The 16,444-nt window shown below is 70.8% G+C and carries 17 protein-coding genes; 8 read left to right on the forward strand and 9 right to left on the reverse strand.

All coding sequences use genetic code 11. From position 1 onward, the window contains the following. Window positions 1-66: 66 nt before the first annotated feature. From ACTMVF_RS32400 to ACTMVF_RS32410, 3 genes are all read right to left on the reverse strand, one after another. The gene (locus ACTMVF_RS32400; protein ID WP_441274642.1) at window positions 67-1,092 is read right to left on the reverse strand and encodes a 6-phosphofructokinase; all 1,026 of its coding nucleotides are present in this window, start codon (window positions 1,090-1,092) and stop codon (window positions 67-69) included. Between the two features lie 178 nt (window positions 1,093-1,270). Beyond that, window positions 1,271-1,999 carry a type 1 glutamine amidotransferase gene (locus tag ACTMVF_RS32405; protein ID WP_441274643.1) on the reverse strand — a complete coding sequence of 243 codons (729 nt, stop codon included), beginning with the start codon at window positions 1,997-1,999 and terminating at the stop codon, window positions 1,271-1,273. A gap of 23 nt (window positions 2,000-2,022) precedes the next feature. After that, window positions 2,023-3,261 carry a MurT ligase domain-containing protein gene (locus tag ACTMVF_RS32410; RefSeq protein WP_441274644.1) on the reverse strand — a complete coding sequence of 413 codons (1,239 nt, stop codon included), beginning with the start codon at window positions 3,259-3,261 and terminating at the stop codon, window positions 2,023-2,025. Between the two features lie 112 nt (window positions 3,262-3,373). Here ACTMVF_RS32410 and def point away from each other — a divergent pair, with 112 nt between their 5' ends. Then, complete coding sequence (def, locus tag ACTMVF_RS32415; RefSeq protein WP_441274645.1) at window positions 3,374-3,913, forward strand: peptide deformylase; 540 nt, start codon at window positions 3,374-3,376, stop codon at window positions 3,911-3,913. Window positions 3,914-4,007: 94 nt separating this feature from the next. On the opposite strand, the gene ACTMVF_RS32420 is transcribed toward def, so the two are convergent. Then, the gene (locus ACTMVF_RS32420; protein WP_302002618.1) at window positions 4,008-4,652 is read right to left on the reverse strand and encodes a TetR family transcriptional regulator; all 645 of its coding nucleotides are present in this window, start codon (window positions 4,650-4,652) and stop codon (window positions 4,008-4,010) included. A gap of 174 nt (window positions 4,653-4,826) precedes the next feature. On the opposite strand from ACTMVF_RS32420, the gene ACTMVF_RS32425 reads away from it, so the two are divergent. Further along, window positions 4,827-6,053 (forward strand): acyl-CoA dehydrogenase family protein, encoded by a 1,227-nt coding sequence (locus tag ACTMVF_RS32425; RefSeq protein ID WP_441274646.1) that lies wholly within the window; start codon window positions 4,827-4,829, stop codon window positions 6,051-6,053. A gap of 106 nt (window positions 6,054-6,159) precedes the next feature. On the opposite strand, the gene ACTMVF_RS32430 is transcribed toward ACTMVF_RS32425, so the two are convergent. The 5 genes from ACTMVF_RS32430 to ACTMVF_RS32450 all read right to left on the reverse strand — a co-directional run bounded on the left by ACTMVF_RS32430 (window position 6,160) and on the right by ACTMVF_RS32450 (window position 11,018). After that, window positions 6,160-6,396, reverse strand: coding sequence for a DUF6213 family protein (locus tag ACTMVF_RS32430; RefSeq protein ID WP_062697809.1), 237 nt, complete (start codon window positions 6,394-6,396; stop codon window positions 6,160-6,162). A 25-nt stretch (window positions 6,397-6,421) separates the two neighbouring features. Then, window positions 6,422-7,816 (reverse strand): NADP-dependent succinic semialdehyde dehydrogenase, encoded by a 1,395-nt coding sequence (locus ACTMVF_RS32435; protein ID WP_441274647.1) that lies wholly within the window; start codon window positions 7,814-7,816, stop codon window positions 6,422-6,424. Between the two features lie 76 nt (window positions 7,817-7,892). After that, a complete protein-coding gene (locus tag ACTMVF_RS32440; RefSeq protein ID WP_441274648.1) occupies window positions 7,893-8,366 on the reverse strand; it encodes an NUDIX domain-containing protein in 474 nt (157 codons plus the stop codon). Window positions 8,367-8,382: 16 nt separating this feature from the next. Continuing rightward, window positions 8,383-9,921 carry an ATP-dependent DNA ligase gene (locus ACTMVF_RS32445; RefSeq protein ID WP_441274649.1) on the reverse strand — a complete coding sequence of 513 codons (1,539 nt, stop codon included), beginning with the start codon at window positions 9,919-9,921 and terminating at the stop codon, window positions 8,383-8,385. A 125-nt stretch (window positions 9,922-10,046) separates the two neighbouring features. Next, entirely contained in the window at window positions 10,047-11,018 is a 972-nt protein-coding gene (locus ACTMVF_RS32450; RefSeq protein WP_441274650.1) for an NAD(P)/FAD-dependent oxidoreductase, read from the reverse strand. Window positions 11,019-11,095: 77 nt separating this feature from the next. Between ACTMVF_RS32450 and ACTMVF_RS32455 the strand changes: the two genes are divergently transcribed. The 6 genes from ACTMVF_RS32455 to ACTMVF_RS32480 all read left to right on the forward strand — a co-directional run bounded on the left by ACTMVF_RS32455 (window position 11,096) and on the right by ACTMVF_RS32480 (window position 16,429). Beyond that, window positions 11,096-11,668, forward strand: a complete 573-nt coding sequence (locus tag ACTMVF_RS32455) for a helix-turn-helix domain-containing protein (protein WP_441274651.1) — start codon at window positions 11,096-11,098, stop codon at window positions 11,666-11,668. 114 nt (window positions 11,669-11,782) lie between these two features. After that, complete coding sequence (locus ACTMVF_RS32460; RefSeq protein WP_441274652.1) at window positions 11,783-12,760, forward strand: NADPH:quinone oxidoreductase family protein; 978 nt, start codon at window positions 11,783-11,785, stop codon at window positions 12,758-12,760. Further along, on the forward strand, window positions 12,757-13,938 hold the full coding sequence (locus ACTMVF_RS32465; RefSeq protein WP_441274653.1) for an acyl-CoA dehydrogenase family protein: 1,182 nt from the start codon (window positions 12,757-12,759) through the stop codon (window positions 13,936-13,938). Before ACTMVF_RS32460 ends, ACTMVF_RS32465 begins: the two co-directional genes overlap by 4 nt. After that, entirely contained in the window at window positions 13,935-15,029 is a 1,095-nt protein-coding gene (locus ACTMVF_RS32470; protein WP_441274654.1) for an acyl-CoA dehydrogenase family protein, read from the forward strand. The genes ACTMVF_RS32465 and ACTMVF_RS32470 overlap by 4 nt, the downstream gene beginning before the upstream one ends. 204 nt (window positions 15,030-15,233) lie before the next feature. Beyond that, entirely contained in the window at window positions 15,234-16,097 is an 864-nt protein-coding gene (locus ACTMVF_RS32475) for a phosphatidylinositol-specific phospholipase C/glycerophosphodiester phosphodiesterase family protein (protein ID WP_441274655.1), read from the forward strand. 137 nt (window positions 16,098-16,234) lie between these two features. Further along, complete coding sequence (locus ACTMVF_RS32480) at window positions 16,235-16,429, forward strand: hypothetical protein (protein ID WP_062697827.1); 195 nt, start codon at window positions 16,235-16,237, stop codon at window positions 16,427-16,429. The last annotated feature ends 15 nt before the right edge of the window (window positions 16,430-16,444 follow it).

A 16,444-nucleotide genomic window follows, 5' to 3' on the forward strand; every position in this document is an offset into this window, starting at 1 on the left:
CCGGCCGCAGCTGCGGCCGGGGGCAGGCTCTTCAGTCCTGTACGACTCGGTTCCGTACGGCGTGATCTAGAGGACGCACTCGGCCTCTTCGTACCGCTCCACGGGAACCGTCTTCAACGTCTCCACGGCCTCCGCCAGCGGCACCATCACGATGTCCGTCCCCCGCAGCGCGGTCATGTGACCGAACTCGCCCCGGTGCACGGCCTCCACCGCATGCCACCCGAACCGGGTCGCCAGCACCCGGTCGTACGCGGTGGGCGTGCCGCCACGCTGCACATGCCCGAGGATCACCGGACGGGCCTCCTTGCCGAGCCGTTCCTCCAGCTCGATCGACAGCTGACGGGCGATCCCGGCGAACCGCTCATGCCCGTAGATGTCCTTGCCGCCCTCGTCGAACTCCATGGAGCCGGGCCGCGGCTTGGCCCCCTCGGCGGCCACGACGATCGCGAAGCGCTTGCCCGCCTCGAACCGCTCGCCGACCCGCTTCGCCAACTCCTCGATGTCGAAGGGGCGTTCCGGTACGACGATGGCGTGCGCGCCGGCCGCCATGCCGGAGTGCAGCGCGATCCAGCCGGTGTGCCGCCCCATGACCTCTACGACCAGCACCCGCTGGTGGGACTCGGCGGTGGTCTTGAGCCGGTCCAGGGCCTCGGTGGCCACACCGACGGCCGTGTCGAAACCGAAGGTGACGTCCGTGACCGCGATGTCGTTGTCGATGGTCTTCGGTACACCCACCACGGGCAGACCGCTGTCCGACATCAGCCGGGCCGCCTTCAGCGTGCCCTCGCCGCCGATCGGGATGATCGCGTCGAGGCCGAGCTCCTGGACATGGCCCTTGGCCCGCTCCACACCGTCCCGCAGATGCGAGGGCTGGACCCGGGAGGAACCGAGGATCGTGCCGCCGCGGGCGAGGATGCCACCCACCGCGTCGAGGTCGAGCTTGAGGTAGTCGCACTCCAGGAGGCCCTTCCAGCCGTCCCGGAAGCCGATGACCTCGTCGCCGTGGTCCACGACGGCGCGGTGCACGACGGACCGGATGACGGCGTTCAGGCCGGGGCAGTCGCCGCCGGACGTGAGGACACCAATGCGCATAGCCCGAAAAACCTTCTCCACGTGGGCCGGGACCGGACCACGCTGTCCGGCTCGAATCCCCGCCACCCTAGCGGCATCAGGGGGCGGGGCCGAAGCACGCGTCCGCCTGCTGGACGGCCCCGCTCACCTGTGCGGACGGGCCGTCAGACGGGCTGCTCTCCGCGGGCTGGACGGCAGGTCACGCCGGCTGCTGCGCGGCCGCGATGCGCTCGCCCCGCAGCGCCTCGTACCAGCGGTCGTCGGTCGGCGGCAGCGCGTTCACATCGAGCGCCAGCTTCAGCAGCAGATCGGCGATCAGCGGATTCCGCGCCAGCACCGGACCGTGCATGTACGTACCGAAGACGGTGTCGTTGTACGCCCCCTCCGTGCCGTCACCGGTTCCGTTGCCCTTGCCGAGGCGGACCTGGGCGAAGGCGCGGGCGGTGGGGCCGAGGTGGGTGACGCCCTGGTGGTTCTCGAAGCCGGTCAGCGGGGGCAGACCGAGCCGCGGGTCGATGTCGGCGAGCACGTCACCGACGCACCGTTCGCCCTCACCCCGCACCGACACCACGTCGATCAGTCCGAGGCCGGGCTCACGCTGACCGAGGTCGTTGATGAACTCGTGCCCGAGGATCTGGTAGCCGGCGCAGACGGAGAACACGATGGCGCCGTTCTCGACGGCCCGCTGCAGACCGCCGTCCCGGCGCAGTCGCTCGGCCGCCAGCCGCTGCGGACGGTCCTCGCCACCGCCGATCAGGTAGATGTCGCCGGAGGTCGGGATCGGCTGGTCGCTGCGCACGTCGAGGCGGGCCACGTCGAGGCCGCGCTGCCGCGCCCGGCGCTCCACGACGAGGACGTTGCCCTGGTCGCCGTAGGTGCTGAGCAGGTCCGGGTAGATCCAGACGACCCGCAGTTGGTTGTCGCTCACTTAAGTCCCCTGAAGTCTCGTGCTCAGTTGCCGACGCGGCGGCGCAGGTCCTGGAACGCGGTGTAGTTGGCGATGACCTCGATCCGGCCGTGCGGGCTCATCTGCACGGCCTGGTCGAGGTTGTCGCAGACCTGGAACTGCTGGTTCGCGACCTCCAGACGCACCGCGAGGTCGAGCTTGCGGTCGCCGATGACACAGATCGGGTGCCCGGTCAGCCGCGTGTAGTCGACGTCCCACAGCCAGGAGGTGTCGGTGCCGTCGGCGCCGCGCGCGTTCACCGAGAGGATCACCGGGGTCGGCGGCGGGTCGATGAGGGAGAAGGTCTCGAGCCAGCCCGCCGGGTTCTTGGCGAGCAGCAGCCGCAGATCCCGCTCCTGGAACTGCACGACGTCATAACGCCCCGCCACGGCCTGCACCTGGTACATCCGCTCCAGGGCGACCTGCGGCGGCACCCCGAACACGGCGGCCACGGCGGCCGACGACGCGGCGTTGGCCTTGTTGGCGCGCCCGGGCAGCTGCAGATGAATGGGCCAGGCGGACCCGTGCGGGTCGAGGACGTGATCACCGGACAGCGCCCAGCTCGGCGTAGGCCGCCGGAACCCGCACTCCCCGCAGAACCAGTCGTCGCCCGGCCGCTGCATGACGCCACCGCAGGACGGGCAGGACCAGGCGTCGTCCTTCCACATCTGCCCGGCGGCGACCCAAATCACATTCGGGGACGACGAGGCCGCCCACACGACGAGCGGGTCGTCGGCGTTGGCGACGATCACGGCCTTCGAACCCGCCAGCCCCTCGCGCCAGTTCTCGGCGAGCATGCGGGTCTCGGCGGCGCGGTCCAACTGGTCACGGGAGAGGTTGAGCAGCGCGATGCACTTGGGGTCGGTGTCCCGGGCGACGCCGGCGAGGTACTTCTCGTCGACCTCGATGACGCCGTACCGCGCCTCCGAGTTGCCCGCGAGCGCCGAGGTGATACCGGCCGGCATGTTGGCGCCGAGCGCGTTGGACACGACCGGCCCGGCGGCCCGCAGCGCCTCGGCGATGAGCCGGGTGGTCGTGGTCTTGCCATTGGTCGCCGACACCAGGACCACGTCCAGGTTCTGCGCGAGCCGCGCGAGCAGGTCGGGGTCGAGCTTGAGCGCCACCCGGCCGCCGATCACCGAACCACTGCCGCGCCCTGCGGCGCGCGATGCCGCCGCGACCGCCTTGCCCGCGGTCACGGCGAGCTTGGCCCGCGGCGTGAGCGGGTCCGAGTTGCCTGCCATCAGTTCTCGATCCTCCTTGCGTACGCGCCGCGCCTGAAGCCCTACGGCAACGTGGTGGTGGTCAGCCTATCGAGATCCATTCGCACTCCCGAATCGCCGTACCCTTGCGGCCATGCGAAACGCCTCCATTCCGGGCGCGCACGGGCGCGTCCGTCCCCTCACCCTGCTCGGCGACCCGGTGCTGCACGCACCCTGCGAGGAGGTCACCGACTTCGGCCCCGAATTGGGGACGCTGGTGGAGGACTTGTTCGCGACGATGTACGCGGCACAGGGCGTGGGCCTCGCGGCGAACCAGGTGGGGGAGTCGCTGCGGGTGTTCGTATACGACTGCCCGGACGACGAGGACGTACGACACCTGGGGCACGTGGTGAACCCGCGGCTGGTGGAGACCGACGGCGTGGTGATCCGCGGCCCGGAGGGCTGCCTGTCCCTGCCGGGGCTGGAGGCGGGTACGGAGCGCTACGACCACGCGGTGGTCGAGGGGTTCACGATCACGGGAGAGCCGGTGACGATCCACGGCACGGGCTTCTTCGCACGCTGCCTCCAACACGAGTGCGACCACGTGGAAGGCAGCGTGTACGCGGACCGCGTAACGGGCTGGCGGCACAGACGCTTGATGCGACAGGTGGCCCGAGCGTCGTGGCACCGGTGAGCTTGCCGACTTCAGGGGCGCGGGGCTGTATCAACTGCGGCTCCGCCGCGTGGGCGCGACCAGCCCCCACTCGGCCGCACCCGGAATGCGACCGTCAGAACCCCGGACCGCCCATCTTGTCTCCAGCCGCAGCAAGCCGGCCCCACAACAGGTCGGCCAGACTGCGCACCAACTCCGCACGCGAACAAGGCCGTTCCCCCAGCCACCAGTCCCCGGCGGCATGCATCATCCCGACGATCCCATGCCCCCACACCCGAGCCAGCTGCTGACTGCCGGGCCCGAGATCCAACCGCTCCTCGATGACGGTGGCCAGCTCCTCGCCCATCCTGCGGAGCAACGGCGCACTGTGCTTGCCGACGTCGAAACCCGGGTCGCCCGGCTGGCCGCCCTCCGCCGGATGCATCAGGAACCGGTACACCTGAGGCCGCGCCTCAATGGCGGCGAGGTACGTGTCCAACGTGGCCTCAACGCGCTCACGCCGATCGGCAGGGGCATCCAACGCCGCCCTCAGTGAGTCCAGCAGCGCGTCCGTGTGACGCTTGGCCAACGCGGCGTAAAGTCCACCCTTGTCCCCGAAGTGCCGATACAGAATCGGCTTCGTAATGCCCGCCTCCGCCGCGATCGCGTTCATCGAGGCCTGTGGGCCGTCGCGCAGCACCACCCGGTCGGCGGCCTCCAGCAGCTCGCGCCGACGGCGGTCGGCCGACCGCTGCTGTTCGGTCCGCTGTGTGGTGTCCATGAGCTCTCCCCCTGAATCGGTGACGCCTGCGCAAACTAACACTCAGACTGCCTCCATCATCGAACGGGCTGCCGATCGGGCATCATCGGGTTGACTTTCCCTACTCATGAGTAACAAACTAGTGTTACCGCAAGTAACAAGCATCAAGCATGCACGTACGCCGCTGGAGGGGACATGGCCGAGTTCACCATGGAGCTCAACGACGAACAGAAGGAGGTCCGGGACTGGCTGCACGGCTTCGCCGCCGATGTGATCCGCCCCGCGGCCGCCGAATGGGACGAGCGTGAGGAGACTCCCTGGCCGGTCATCCAGGAGGCCGCGAAGGTCGGCATCTACTCGCTCGACTTCTACGCCCAGCAGTACTTCGACTCCACCGGCCTCGGCATCCCCATGGCGATGGAGGAGCTCTTCTGGGGTGACGCGGGCATCGCCCTGTCGATCGTCGGTACCGGTCTCGCCGCCGTCGGCGTCCTGGCCAACGGTACCGAGGAGCAGATCGGCACCTGGGTGCCCCAGATGTACGGCGACGCCAACGATGTCAAGCTCGCCGCGTTCTGCTCCTCCGAGCCCGACGCCGGGTCGGACGTGGCCTCGATGCGGACGCGTGCCGTGTACGACGAGGCCAAGGACGAGTGGGTGATCAACGGCACGAAGACGTGGGCGACCAACGGCGGCATCGCCAACGTCCACGTGGTCGTCGCGGTCGTCGACCCGGAGCTGGGGTCCAAGGGGCACGCGTCCTTCATCATCCCGCCGAACACGCCGGGGCTGGCCCAGGGCCAGAAGTTCAAGAAGCACGGCATCCGTGCCTCGCACACCGCCGAGGTCATCCTGGACAACGTGCGGGTGCCGGGGTCCTGCCTGCTGGGCGGCAAGGAGAAGCTGGACGAGCGCCTGGCGCGGGCTCGGGAGCGCGCCAAGGCGGGCGGTGAGCGGGTGAAGAACGCGGCGATGGCCACGTTCGAGGCCTCGCGGCCGGCGGTGGGTGCGATGGCCGTCGGAACGGCCCGTGCCGCGTACGAAGTCGCCCTCGACTACGCGATGACGCGTGAGCAGTTCGGGCGGCCGATCATCGACAACCAGGGTGTGGCCTTCCAGTTGGCCGAGATGCGGACGCAGATCGACGCCGCGCGGCTGCTGGTGTGGCGTGCGTCCTGGATGGCGATCAACGGGAAGCCGTTCACGGCGGCCGAGGGGTCGATGTCGAAGCTGTTCGCGAGTGAGACGGCGAAGAAGGTCACGGCTCAGGCGATACAGATCCTCGGTGGCAACGGCTACACGCGGGAGTACCCGGTGGAGCGGATGCACCGTGATGCCGCGATCTACACGATCTTCGAGGGTACGAGTGAGATTCAGCGGCTGGTGATCGCCCGTACGTTGTCGGGGATGTCGATTCGCTAGCGCCGTAGGGGTCGCTGCGCGATGCGGGCTGCGGCTGGTTCGTGGCTGGTCGCGCAGTTCCCCGCGCCCCCAAGGGGTTGTCCGCACCCGGCAAGGCACCGAAACCCTATGGCGTGGTCCCGCTGCTGTGCGCGATGCACGCCACGTCAATGCGGTCCGCGAGCTTCGCCAGCTCGATGGTCAGCGCAGCCACCGTGTCCTCGTCGAGCCCGTCCTCCCCGGCCTCGACAAGGTGCAGCCACCGACCACCCACGGTCCGCAGCAGCTTGCTCACATCGGCGGCAGCCACCTGCAAGGTCCCGTGGGCATCGACGATCAGCGGCAGAGTAACTTCGCGGTTCACACTCGGGATCGTAGCTCCGCGGCGTTCACGCACCGTGCCAAACGGTAGTGATGTTGCAGAACTCCCGGATTCCGTGCCCGGACAGCTCACGCCCGTACCCGGACCGCTTCACGCCGCCGAACGGGAACGCCGGATGGGATGCCGTCATCCCGTTGACGTACACGCTCCCGGCTTCCAGATCGCGTACGAACCGGTCGACCTCGGCCTCGTCGCGGGTCCACACGTTCGAACTCAGCCCGAAGGGCGAGTCGTTGGCGATCAGCACCGCCTCGTCGAGGTCGCCCGCCCGGTACAGCGTGGCGACCGGGCCGAACGCCTCCTCCCGGTGGATCCGCATCTCACGGGTGATGTCGGCGAGGACGGTGGGCGCGTAGTACCAGCCGGGCAGTTCGGGCCGGCGGAGCTGGTGACCGCCGCACAGCACGGCCGCCCCACTGCGCCGGGCGTCGTCGACGAGTTCCGCCAGATCGGCTCGCCCCTTCTCGGTCGACAGCGGGCCGACCTCCGTCTCCTCCCGCATCGGGTCGCCGACCACCAGCGCCTTCATGCCCTCGACGAACCGTTCGGCGAAGGCGTCGTAGACGTCCCTGTGCACGATGAACCGCTTGGCGGCGATGCACGACTGCCCGGTGTTCTGCACGCGCGCGGTCACCGCGGTCTGCGCGGCCCGGTCGAGGTCGGCCGACGGCATGACGACGTACGGGTCGCTGCCGCCCAGTTCCAGCACCGTCTTCTTGATCATCTCCCCGGCGGTGGCGGCGACCGCGCGGCCGGCCGGCTCGCTGCCGGTCAGTGTGGCCGCCTTGACGCGGTCGTCGCGCAGGACGTCGTCGACCTGTCCGGAGCCGATGAGCAGGGTCTGGAAGCAGCCCTCCGTGTAGCCCGCCCGGTGGAACAGGTCCTCCAGGTAGAGGGCGGTCTGAGGGACGTTCGAGGCGTGTTTGAGGAGGCCGACGTTGCCCGCCATCAGCGCCGGGGCGGCGAAGCGGATCACCTGCCAGAGGGGGAAGTTCCACGGCATCACCGCGAGCACCGGGCCCAGCGGGCGATAGCGCACCCGCACCCGGGAGGCGCCCGAGTCCTTGACGTCGGACTCGGCCGGCTCCTCGTCGGCGAGCAGGTCCTCGGCGTGGTCGGCGTACCAGCGCATCGCCTTGGCACACTTGGCGACCTCGGCCCGCGCCTGCTTGATGGGCTTGCCCATCTCGGTGGTCATCACCCGGGCGATGTCCTGCTGGTCGGCTTCCAGGAGGTTCGCGGCCTGGACCAGCAGGCGCCCGCGGTCGACGAAGCTCGTCATCCGGTACGTGCGGAACGTGGCCTCGGCGAGCTGGAGCCTGCGCTCGATCTCCTCGGCACTCATGGCCTCGTACGTCTTGAGCGTCTCGCCGTTCGCCGGGTTCACCGTTGCGATGGGCATGACCGACCTCCTGGGAGCGGGCTGATGCTTCGACCTTCGCGCGCGGCGGTGGGTACCGCAACGCGTGTACGGCCGCTCAGGCCGAGTGCTCCGCCAGCCGGTCGAGAAACGTGGCCTGGGCCTTGACGATCACCTCGCGCGCCCGGCCGACGGTCAGCCACTCCACCCGGTCCAGCTCCGGGAACTCCCGTGTCCGCCCCGAGCGCGGCGGCCACTCCATCACGAACGTGCCGGGGACGACCGTCGCCGGGTCGAGGTCGGCCTCCACCGCCCACACCGTGACGACCTTGCCGCCTGTCTGTCTGACCTCGCCGAGCGGTACGGCCTCCCCGTCGGGCGGCGCCAGCCCCAGCTCCTCCTGGAACTCGCGGCGGGCCGCCTCCCAGGCGGGCTCTTCGGGGTCGTACTCGCCCTTCGGGACCGTCCATGCCCCGGCGTCGCGCTTGGCGAAGAACGGGCCGCCCATATGGCCGAGCAACACCTCCAGGCCGTCATCGGTGTGGCGGAACAGGAGCAGGCCGGCGCTGTGCTTCCCGCGGGACGACGTCACGGCTTCACCTCCGCGGTCACGGCTTCACCTCGGGGTGGGCGGCGAGCAGGGTCTCGACCGTGTCGGCCTCCTCCGGCCGCTTGTCCTCGCGGTGGCGGACCACGCGCGCGAAGCGGAGGGTGACGCCGGCCGGATAGCGGGTGGAGCGCTGCAGGCCGTCGTAGGCGATCTCGACGACGAGTTCCGGGCGTACGGTCACGCCCCACCCCTTGTGCTCGACGGCCAGTTCCTGGAGCCGCTCGGTCTGCCAGGTCAGCATCGCGTCGGTCATGCCCTTGAAGGTCTTGCCGAGCATGGCGAAACCGCCGTCCGCCGTACGAGCCCCCAGGTGGAGGTTGGAGAGCTTGCCGGTTCTGCGGCCGTGGCCCCATTCGGCGGCCAGCACCACCAGGTCGAGGGTGTGGACGGGCTTGACCTTCAGCCAGGAGGCGCCGCGCCGGCCCGCGCTGTAGGGGGCGTTCAGGGCCTTGACGACCACGCCCTCGTGGCCGCGGCTCAGGGTCTCGGCGAGGAAGTCCTCGGCCTGCGCGAGGTCCTCGGGGCCGGACACCAGCGTGCGGCGCACCCGCATCGGTTCCGGGACCAACCGGGCCAGTTCCGCGTGCCGCTCGGTGAACGGCAGGTCGAGCAGGTCGTGGTCGTCGACGGACAGGGCGTCGAAGAAGACGGGCGAGACGGGGACCTCCCGCGCCGCCGTCGCCACGTCCACACGGGAGCCGACGCGCCCGGCGGTCTCCTGGAAGGAGCGGGGGCGGCCCGCGTCGTCGAAGGCGATGACCTCGCCGTCCAGGATGAAGCGCTCGCCCCTCAACTCCAGGGCCGTCGCGGTGAGTTCGGGGAGGCGGTCGGTGATGTCGTCGAGGGTGCGGGTGTAGATCCGTACCGTGTCGCCGTCGCGGTGGACCTGCACACGGATGCCGTCCAGCTTCTCCTCGACCGCGCAGGCGCCGAGCTTGTCGACTGCCTCGGCCACCGCGGAGGCGGTGTGCGCCAGCATCGGCAGGACCGGGCGGCCGACGGTGAGCCGGAAGCGGGCGAGGGCGGCGGGGCCCTCGGAGAGCAGGGCCTCGGCCACCGTCTGGAGCGACCCGGCGAGCATCACCGCCCGCCGGACATCCGCCGGCGGTGCCCCGGTCGCCTGGGCCAGGCCCTCCACCGCCACGGCGTCCAGCGCCCCCTGCCGCACCTCGCCGGTGATCAGCCCGAGCAGGAAGCGCTGCTCGTCCTCCGTGGCCGTACCCATCAACTCACCGACCAGCCGGGCCCGTTCGGCCTGCGAGCCGGTGCCTGACACCTTGCCGAGCTCAGTCAGCCGGGCGTCCACCTCGCGCACGGTGAGAGTCGGCTCGGCGGCCGGGGTGACGGGGCGGCTCAGCACCTTCCAGCCGATGCCGAGCCGCCCCTGTGGCAGGCGTCCCGCCAGATACGGGATGACGATCGGCACGTCGTCCGCCTCGGCGTCCCGGAAGAGCTCCGCCAGCAGAGCGATCTTCCGGGACCGCGCCGAGGTCGCGGCGACCTCCTGGGACACCTGGGCCAGACGGGTCAGCAGCATGCAGCCCATGGTGCGACGCGCTCCGCTGGTTTACACGCCGGAGGATGGGTCGTCTTTCGTCTGCGGGCGCGTCGTGGCTGGTCGCGCCCACGCGGCGGAGCCGCATATCGACACAGCCCCGCGCCCTAGGGTGCTGCGTCGAGGTCCGCCAGGAGTAGCTCCCCGTTGATCGTGGCACCCGCCCGGTAACCGCCCGCCGCCGCGTTGATGACCTGCTCCGAGAAGCCCATCGCGTTGCCGACCGCCCAGACGCCCGGCACGGAGGTGAGCCCGGTCGGGTCGACCACCGGGTACGCGCCCATGGGGGTCTCCTGGAGCTCGGCGCCGAGCTTCTCCAGCAGGCCGGTCTGCGGGACCGCGCGGGGTGCGACGAACAGCACCTCGCGCGGGTGCGTCGTGCCGTCCCCGAGCCGTACGCCGGTGAGCCGGTCGTCCGCGATCACCAGCCCGGCGACCTCGCCCGGTACCACCTTCACCCCGGCCGCCGCGAGCCTGCGCAGATCGTCGTCCGACAACTCCTCCTCGGCCACCTCGTGCAGGAAGAACGTCACGTCCTTCGACCACTGCGACACCATGAGCGCCTGGTGCACGCTCATCGGGGTGCTCGCCAGCACGCCGAAGGCCCGGTCGCGGACCTCCCAGCCGTGGCAGTACGGGCAGTGCAGCACGTCCTTGCCGAAGCGCTCGGCGACGCCGGGGACGTCCGGCAGCTCGTCCTTGAGGCCGGTGGCGATGACGAGCCGGCGGGCGTGTACGTGCCGGCCGCCGGCCAGCGCGACCGCGAAGCCCTCGCCGCGCTCGACGTCCACCACCCGGTCCGGGACCAGCTCGACGCCGTACCGTGCGATCTCCGCGCGCCCGACGGCCAGGAACTCGGCGGGCGGCATGCCGTCCCGGGACAGATAGCCCTGCATATGGGCGGCGGGCGCGTTGCGTGGCTCGCCGGCGTCGACGACCAGGGTGCGGCGCCGGGCACGGCCCAGGACGAGGGCGGCGGACAGGCCGGCCGCGCCTCCTCCGACGACTACGACTTCGTACTGCTCGGTGTGGATCCGAGCGTGCTTCCCGGTGTGTTTCTCGGTGTGCTTCTCGGTCATGGTGACCACCTCCACCACGACGGTCGCTCCGGAGGCGCGGGATTGACAAACGTCTTTGCCGATTCTGCAATAAGGCCATGAGTGCTGACGACGTTCTCGCCGAAGTGGGGCCACGGCTCAGGAGGCTGCGCAAGGACCGGGAGGTGACCCTCGCGGCGCTGTCCGAGACGACCGGGATCTCCGTGAGCACCCTGTCCCGGCTGGAGTCCGGCCTGCGCAAGCCCAGCCTGGAGCTGCTGCTGCCGATCGCGCAGGCGCACCAGGTGCCGCTGGACGAGTTGGTCGGGACGCCCCCGGTGGGCGACCCGCGGGTGCGGGCCAAGCCCCTCGAACGACACGGGCGCACCTACTGGCCGCTGACCCGGCAACCCGGCGGCCTCCAGGCCTTCAAGGTGCTGGTGCCGGAGCGCAGGGAAGAGCCCGAGCCCCGTACCCATGAGGGCTACGAGTGGTTGTACGTGCTGTCCGGGCGGCTGCGGGTCGTGCTGGGTGAGCACGACGTGGTGCTCACGGCGGGAGAGGCGGCGGAGTTCGACACGCGGGTGCCGCACTGGTTCGGGTCGACGGGGGAGGGGCCGGCGGAGTTCCTGAGTCTGTTCGGGCCGCAGGGGGAGCGGATGCACGTACGGGCGAAGCCCCGGCGGTCGTGACGCTCGCTACTGTTCCGCACTGTTCCGCGGCCACCTGTTCCCTGATCGGCAAGCGACCGCTTAGTATGCGAACCGACCCCGGTCAGACGAAGCAGTCCCCCGTGGAGGCCCCGCATGCAGGCATGGCAAGTGCACGAGAACGGCGAGCCGAGCGAGGTGATGCGCCTCGAGGACATCGAGACGCCCACGCCCGGTGACGGCCAGGTCCTGCTGAAGGTGCGTGCCGCCAACATCAACTTCCCGGACGCGCTGCTGTGCCGGGGGCAGTACCAGGTCAAGCCGCCGCTGCCATTCACGCCGGGCGTGGAGATCTGCGGCGAGACCGAGGACGGGCGCCGCGTCCTCGCCAACCCCGCGCTGCCGTACGGCGGTTTCGCCGAGTACGCCGTCGCGGACACCGCCGCCCTCCTGCCCGCACCGGAGGCACTGGACGACGCCGAGGCCGCCGCCCTGCACATCGGCTACCAGACCGGCTGGTTCGGTCTGCACCGCCGGGCCGGTCTGGAGGCCGGCGAGACCCTGCTCGTCCACGCTGCCGCAGGAGGGGTCGGCAGCGCGGCCGTGCAGCTCGGCAAGGCCGCCGGCGCCACCGTCATCGGTGTCGTCGGCGGCGCCGAGAAGGCGGCCGTCGCCCGGGAACTGGGCTGCGACGTCGTCATCGACCGGCGCGGCGAGGACGTCATCGCCGCCGTGAAGGAGGCCACCGGCGGTCGTGGCGCCGATGTCATCTACGACCCCGTCGGCGGTGCGGCCTACGCCCAGTCCACCAAGGTCGTCGCCTTCGAGGGGCGGATCGTGGTCGTCGGATTCGCGAGCGGCACGATTCCCAGCCCTGGGCTCAACCACGCCCTGGTGAAGAACTACTCGATCCTCGGCCTGCACTGGGGCCTGTACAACACCAAGAACCCCAAGCTGATCCAGCACTGCCACGAGCAGCTCACCGAGCTGGCCGCCCGCGGCGCCATCAAGCCGCTGGTGAGCGAACGCGTACCGCTGGGCGGGGCCGCGGCCGCCGTGCAGCGGGTCGCCGACGGTGTCACCACGGGGCGCGTCGCTGTGATCCCGGGACTCACCGAAGGAGGAGCGGCATGATCGACGCCGCCGAACTGCGCCGCCGTACGGCCCAGTTGCTGGCCGCCCACCCGCCGGCCACGACCGACCGTCTGGAATTCCTCCGCGCCCGCTTCGACGCGGGTCTGGCGTGGGTGCACTACCCGGAGGGTCTCGGCGGGCTGGGTGTCCCGCGCTCCCTCCAGGCCGTCGTGGACGCCGAGTTGGAGGCTGCCGGCGCCCCCGACAACGACTCGCGCCGCAATGGCATCGGGCTCGGCATGGCCGCCCCGACGATCCTCAAGTACGGCACCGAGGAGCAGAAGCAGCGCTATCTGCGGCCGCTGTGGGTGGGGGAGGAGGTCTGGTGCCAGCTGTTCAGCGAGCCCGGCGCCGGCTCCGACCTCGCCGCGCTCGGCACCCGGGCCGTCCGTGAGGGCGACGAGTGGGTCGTCAACGGGCAGAAGGTGTGGACGTCCGGCGCGCACAACTCCCGCTGGGCCATCCTCATCGCCCGCACCGACCCGGACGTGCCCAAGCACGCGGGCATCACCTACTTCCTCTGCGACATGACCGACCCCGGCGTCGAGGTCCGGCCGCTGCGTCAGATCACCGGCGAGGCCGAGTTCAACGAGGTGTTCCTGAGCGACGTCCGCATCCCGGACTCGTGTCGCCTCGGCGAGGTCGGCGACGGCTGGCGGGTCGCACAGACCACGCTGAACAACGAGCGCGTCGCCATCGGCGGCATGCGGCTGCCCCGCGAGGGCGGAATGATCGGCCCGGTCGCGAAGACCTGGCGCGAACGCCCCGAACTGCGCACCCATGACCTGCACCAGCGGCTGCTCAAGCTGTGGGTCGAGGCCGAGGTCGCCCGCCTCACCGGTGAGCGGCTGCGCCAGCAACTCGTCGCCGGCCAGCCCGGCCCCGAGGGCGCCGGCATGAAGCTCGCCTTCGCCCGCCTCAACCAGGAGATCAGCGGCCTGGAGGTCGAACTGCGCGGCGAGGAGGGCCTGTTGTACGACGACTGGACCATGCGCCGACCCGAGCTGGTGGACTTCACCGGCCGCGACGCCGGCTACCGCTACCTCCGTTCCAAGGGCAACAGCATCGAGGGCGGGACCAGCGAGGTCCTGCTGAACATCGTCGCCGAGCGCGTTCTGGGCCTGCCGTCCGAGCCGCGCACCGACAAGGACGTCGCGTGGAAGGACCTCGCCCGATGAGCACGACGAGCACACAGCCCGACCTGCTGTACTCGGAGGAGGAAGAGGCGCTGCGGGCCGCCGTACGGGACCTGCTCGCCGACCACTGCGACGCGCCCGGCGTCATCGCACGCACCGAGTCCGACGCCCCGCACGACCTGGCGGCCTGGAAGGCGCTCGCCGACGGCATGGGCCTCGCGGGGCTCCTGGTCCCGGAGGAGAAGGGCGGTCAGGGCGCCACGCACCGCGAAGTCGCCGTCGTGCTGGAGGAGTTGGGGCGCGCCGTCGCTCCGGTGCCGTACCTGACGAGCGCCGTCGTCGCGACCGAGGCTCTGCTCGCCTGCGAGGGCGAAGGGGGCCTGCTCGCCGAGCTGGCGTCCGGTCGGCGGATCGGCACCCTCACCGTCGCCCTGAACGTCGCTCCCGGCGGCGCCTACAAGGTCGTACGGCATGAAGGCGGTGCCCTGCACGGCGAGTTGACCGGCATCGCGGACGCGGCCGTCGCCGATGTGCTGCTCGTGCCCGCGGACGACGGTGGCCTGTACGCGGTGGACGCCGACGCCGTGACCGTCACCCCGCAGGCGTCCCTGGACCTGACCCGGCCGGTGGCGACCGTGGTTCTGGAGGGTGCGGCCGGCCGACTGCTGGGGGACGCCGAGCCTGCGGTACGGCGAGGGTTGCGTGCCGGGGCCGGGCTGCTCGCCTCCGAGCAACTCGGGCTCGCCGACTGGACGTTGACCGAGACGGTTCGCTATCTGAAGGACCGCAAGCAGTTCAACCGTCCCGTCGGCGGCTTCCAGGCCCTCAAGCACCGGCTGGCCCAGCTCTGGCTGGAGGTCGTCAACCTGCGCGCGGCCGCCCGGGGTGCCGCCGACGCGCTCGCGACGGGCGACGACGTCGACGTGGCGGTGGCCGTCGCCCAGGCGTACGCGGCGCCGGTCGCCGTGCACGCCGCCGAGGAGGCGCTGCAACTGCACGGCGGTATCGGGATGACCTGGGAGCACCCGATCCATCTGTATCTGAAGCGGGCCAAGGCCGACTCGATCGCCTACGGCACCGCGGGCGCCCACCGTGCCGCGCTGGCCGAACTCGTCGACCTCCAGGCTCCCTGACGTACATCTGAGCGAACCACGCGGAAAGCCCGCCCCACCTGGGGCGGGCTTTTTCGTGTGCCTTGCGCGCGCCCTGACGGACGAGGTGAACGCAGGACGGCAGTCCGGCCAACTCCGTGCCCGGCTCTGCTGTTCGGGGGCTTCACAACCGCATACTCGCTGCGGTTCCCTACACCCCGATCGCCCCTGCCAGGGAGGCAGAGCATGGCCCTCACCACCCGTCGCAGAGCCCTCACCACCCTCGGCGCCGCCCTCGCCGGCACGGTCGCCCTGCCCGCCGCCCGTGCGTCGGCGGGCGAACACAAGCACGGCCCGCGCCCCTTGTGGCGGGCCCACGCCCACAACGACTACGAGCACCCGCGCCCCCTCCTCGACGCGCTCGACCACCGCTTCGGCAGCCTCGAAGCCGACATCTACCTGGTCGGCGACCAACTCCTCGTCGCCCACGATCCCGAGGACCTCGACCCCGCCCGCACGCTGGAGTCCCTGTACCTCGACCCGCTCGCCGCCCGGGTCAGGGCCAACCACGGCTCCGTCTACCGGGGTCACCGCAAGCCGATCCAACTGCTCATCGACATCAAGACCGAGGGCTCGTCGACGTACCTCGAACTCGACCGCCACCTGCGGCGCTACAAGCACCTCTGCACGACGTACGCCCACGGCCGCGTGTTCCCCGGCCCGGTCACCGCCGTGATCTCCGGTGACCGTGCCGCCCGGGTGCCGATGGAGGCCCAGACCGTCCGTCGGGCCTTCTACGACGGCCGTCTCGCCGACCTCGGCAGCTCCGCGTCCGCCTCCTTCATCCCGCTGATCAGCGACAACTGGACGCTCAACTTCACCTGGCTCGGTGTGGGCGCCTTCCCGGACGCCGAGCGGCAGAAACTGCGCGGCATCGTCCGGGCGGCGCACTCCCGGAGGCAGAAGGTGCGCTTCTGGGCCACCCCGGACGTGGCCGGTCCCGCCCGGGACGCCTTGTGGAGCGAGCTGCTCGCCGCCGACGTCGACTTCCTCAACACCGATGACCTCGCCGGTCTGGAGGCGTTCCTCGACACCCACCGGACGGCGTAGGCGCACCGCCCGGCACGCCGCGCGGGACACCACACGTTCGGAGTACAGCTCAGCCGCCCGGACGAACCCTCCGCTACGCCACACTTGCGGCCGAACGCCGTGAACCGGGCAAGGCGGCGTGGCGGAGGAGGTTGACGATGGCCATTTCCATCTCTGTGGTGCTGCTGCTGTTCATTCTGGCGGTGATCTTCGTGCGCAGCGGCGGGCTGAAGATCACCCACGCGCTGGTGTGTCTGCTGCTCGGCTTCTACCTGGCCAGCACGAGCATGGCGCCCACCATCAGCAGCGGGCTGACGGCCACGGCGGACATCGTCAGCAGCCTCAGACCGTAACCGTCGGACCGTGAC

Origin of the sequence: Streptomyces sp. SD31 (assembly GCF_052068475.1) — a bacterium.
Lineage (GTDB): Bacteria > Actinomycetota > Actinomycetes > Streptomycetales > Streptomycetaceae > Streptomyces.

Coding starts and splice junctions, on each gene's coding strand:
- ACTMVF_RS32400 (WP_441274642.1), bottom strand. CDS start 1,092: ATGCGCATTGGTGTCCTCACGTCCGGCGGCGACTGCCCCGGCCTGAAC.
- ACTMVF_RS32410 (WP_441274644.1), bottom strand. CDS start 3,261: ATGGCAGGCAACTCGGACCCGCTCACGCCGCGGGCCAAGCTCGCCGTG.
- def (WP_441274645.1), top strand. CDS start 3,374: ATGCGAAACGCCTCCATTCCGGGCGCGCACGGGCGCGTCCGTCCCCTC.
- ACTMVF_RS32420 (WP_302002618.1), bottom strand. CDS start 4,652: ATGGACACCACACAGCGGACCGAACAGCAGCGGTCGGCCGACCGCCGT.
- ACTMVF_RS32425 (WP_441274646.1), top strand. CDS start 4,827: ATGGCCGAGTTCACCATGGAGCTCAACGACGAACAGAAGGAGGTCCGG.
- ACTMVF_RS32435 (WP_441274647.1), bottom strand. CDS start 7,816: ATGCCCATCGCAACGGTGAACCCGGCGAACGGCGAGACGCTCAAGACG.
- ACTMVF_RS32445 (WP_441274649.1), bottom strand. CDS start 9,921: ATGCTGCTGACCCGTCTGGCCCAGGTGTCCCAGGAGGTCGCCGCGACC.
- ACTMVF_RS32450 (WP_441274650.1), bottom strand. CDS start 11,018: ATGACCGAGAAGCACACCGAGAAACACACCGGGAAGCACGCTCGGATC.
- ACTMVF_RS32455 (WP_441274651.1), top strand. CDS start 11,096: ATGAGTGCTGACGACGTTCTCGCCGAAGTGGGGCCACGGCTCAGGAGG.
- ACTMVF_RS32460 (WP_441274652.1), top strand. CDS start 11,783: ATGCAGGCATGGCAAGTGCACGAGAACGGCGAGCCGAGCGAGGTGATG.
- ACTMVF_RS32465 (WP_441274653.1), top strand. CDS start 12,757: ATGATCGACGCCGCCGAACTGCGCCGCCGTACGGCCCAGTTGCTGGCC.
- ACTMVF_RS32470 (WP_441274654.1), top strand. CDS start 13,935: ATGAGCACGACGAGCACACAGCCCGACCTGCTGTACTCGGAGGAGGAA.
- ACTMVF_RS32475 (WP_441274655.1), top strand. CDS start 15,234: ATGGCCCTCACCACCCGTCGCAGAGCCCTCACCACCCTCGGCGCCGCC.
- ACTMVF_RS32480 (WP_062697827.1), top strand. CDS start 16,235: ATGGCCATTTCCATCTCTGTGGTGCTGCTGCTGTTCATTCTGGCGGTG.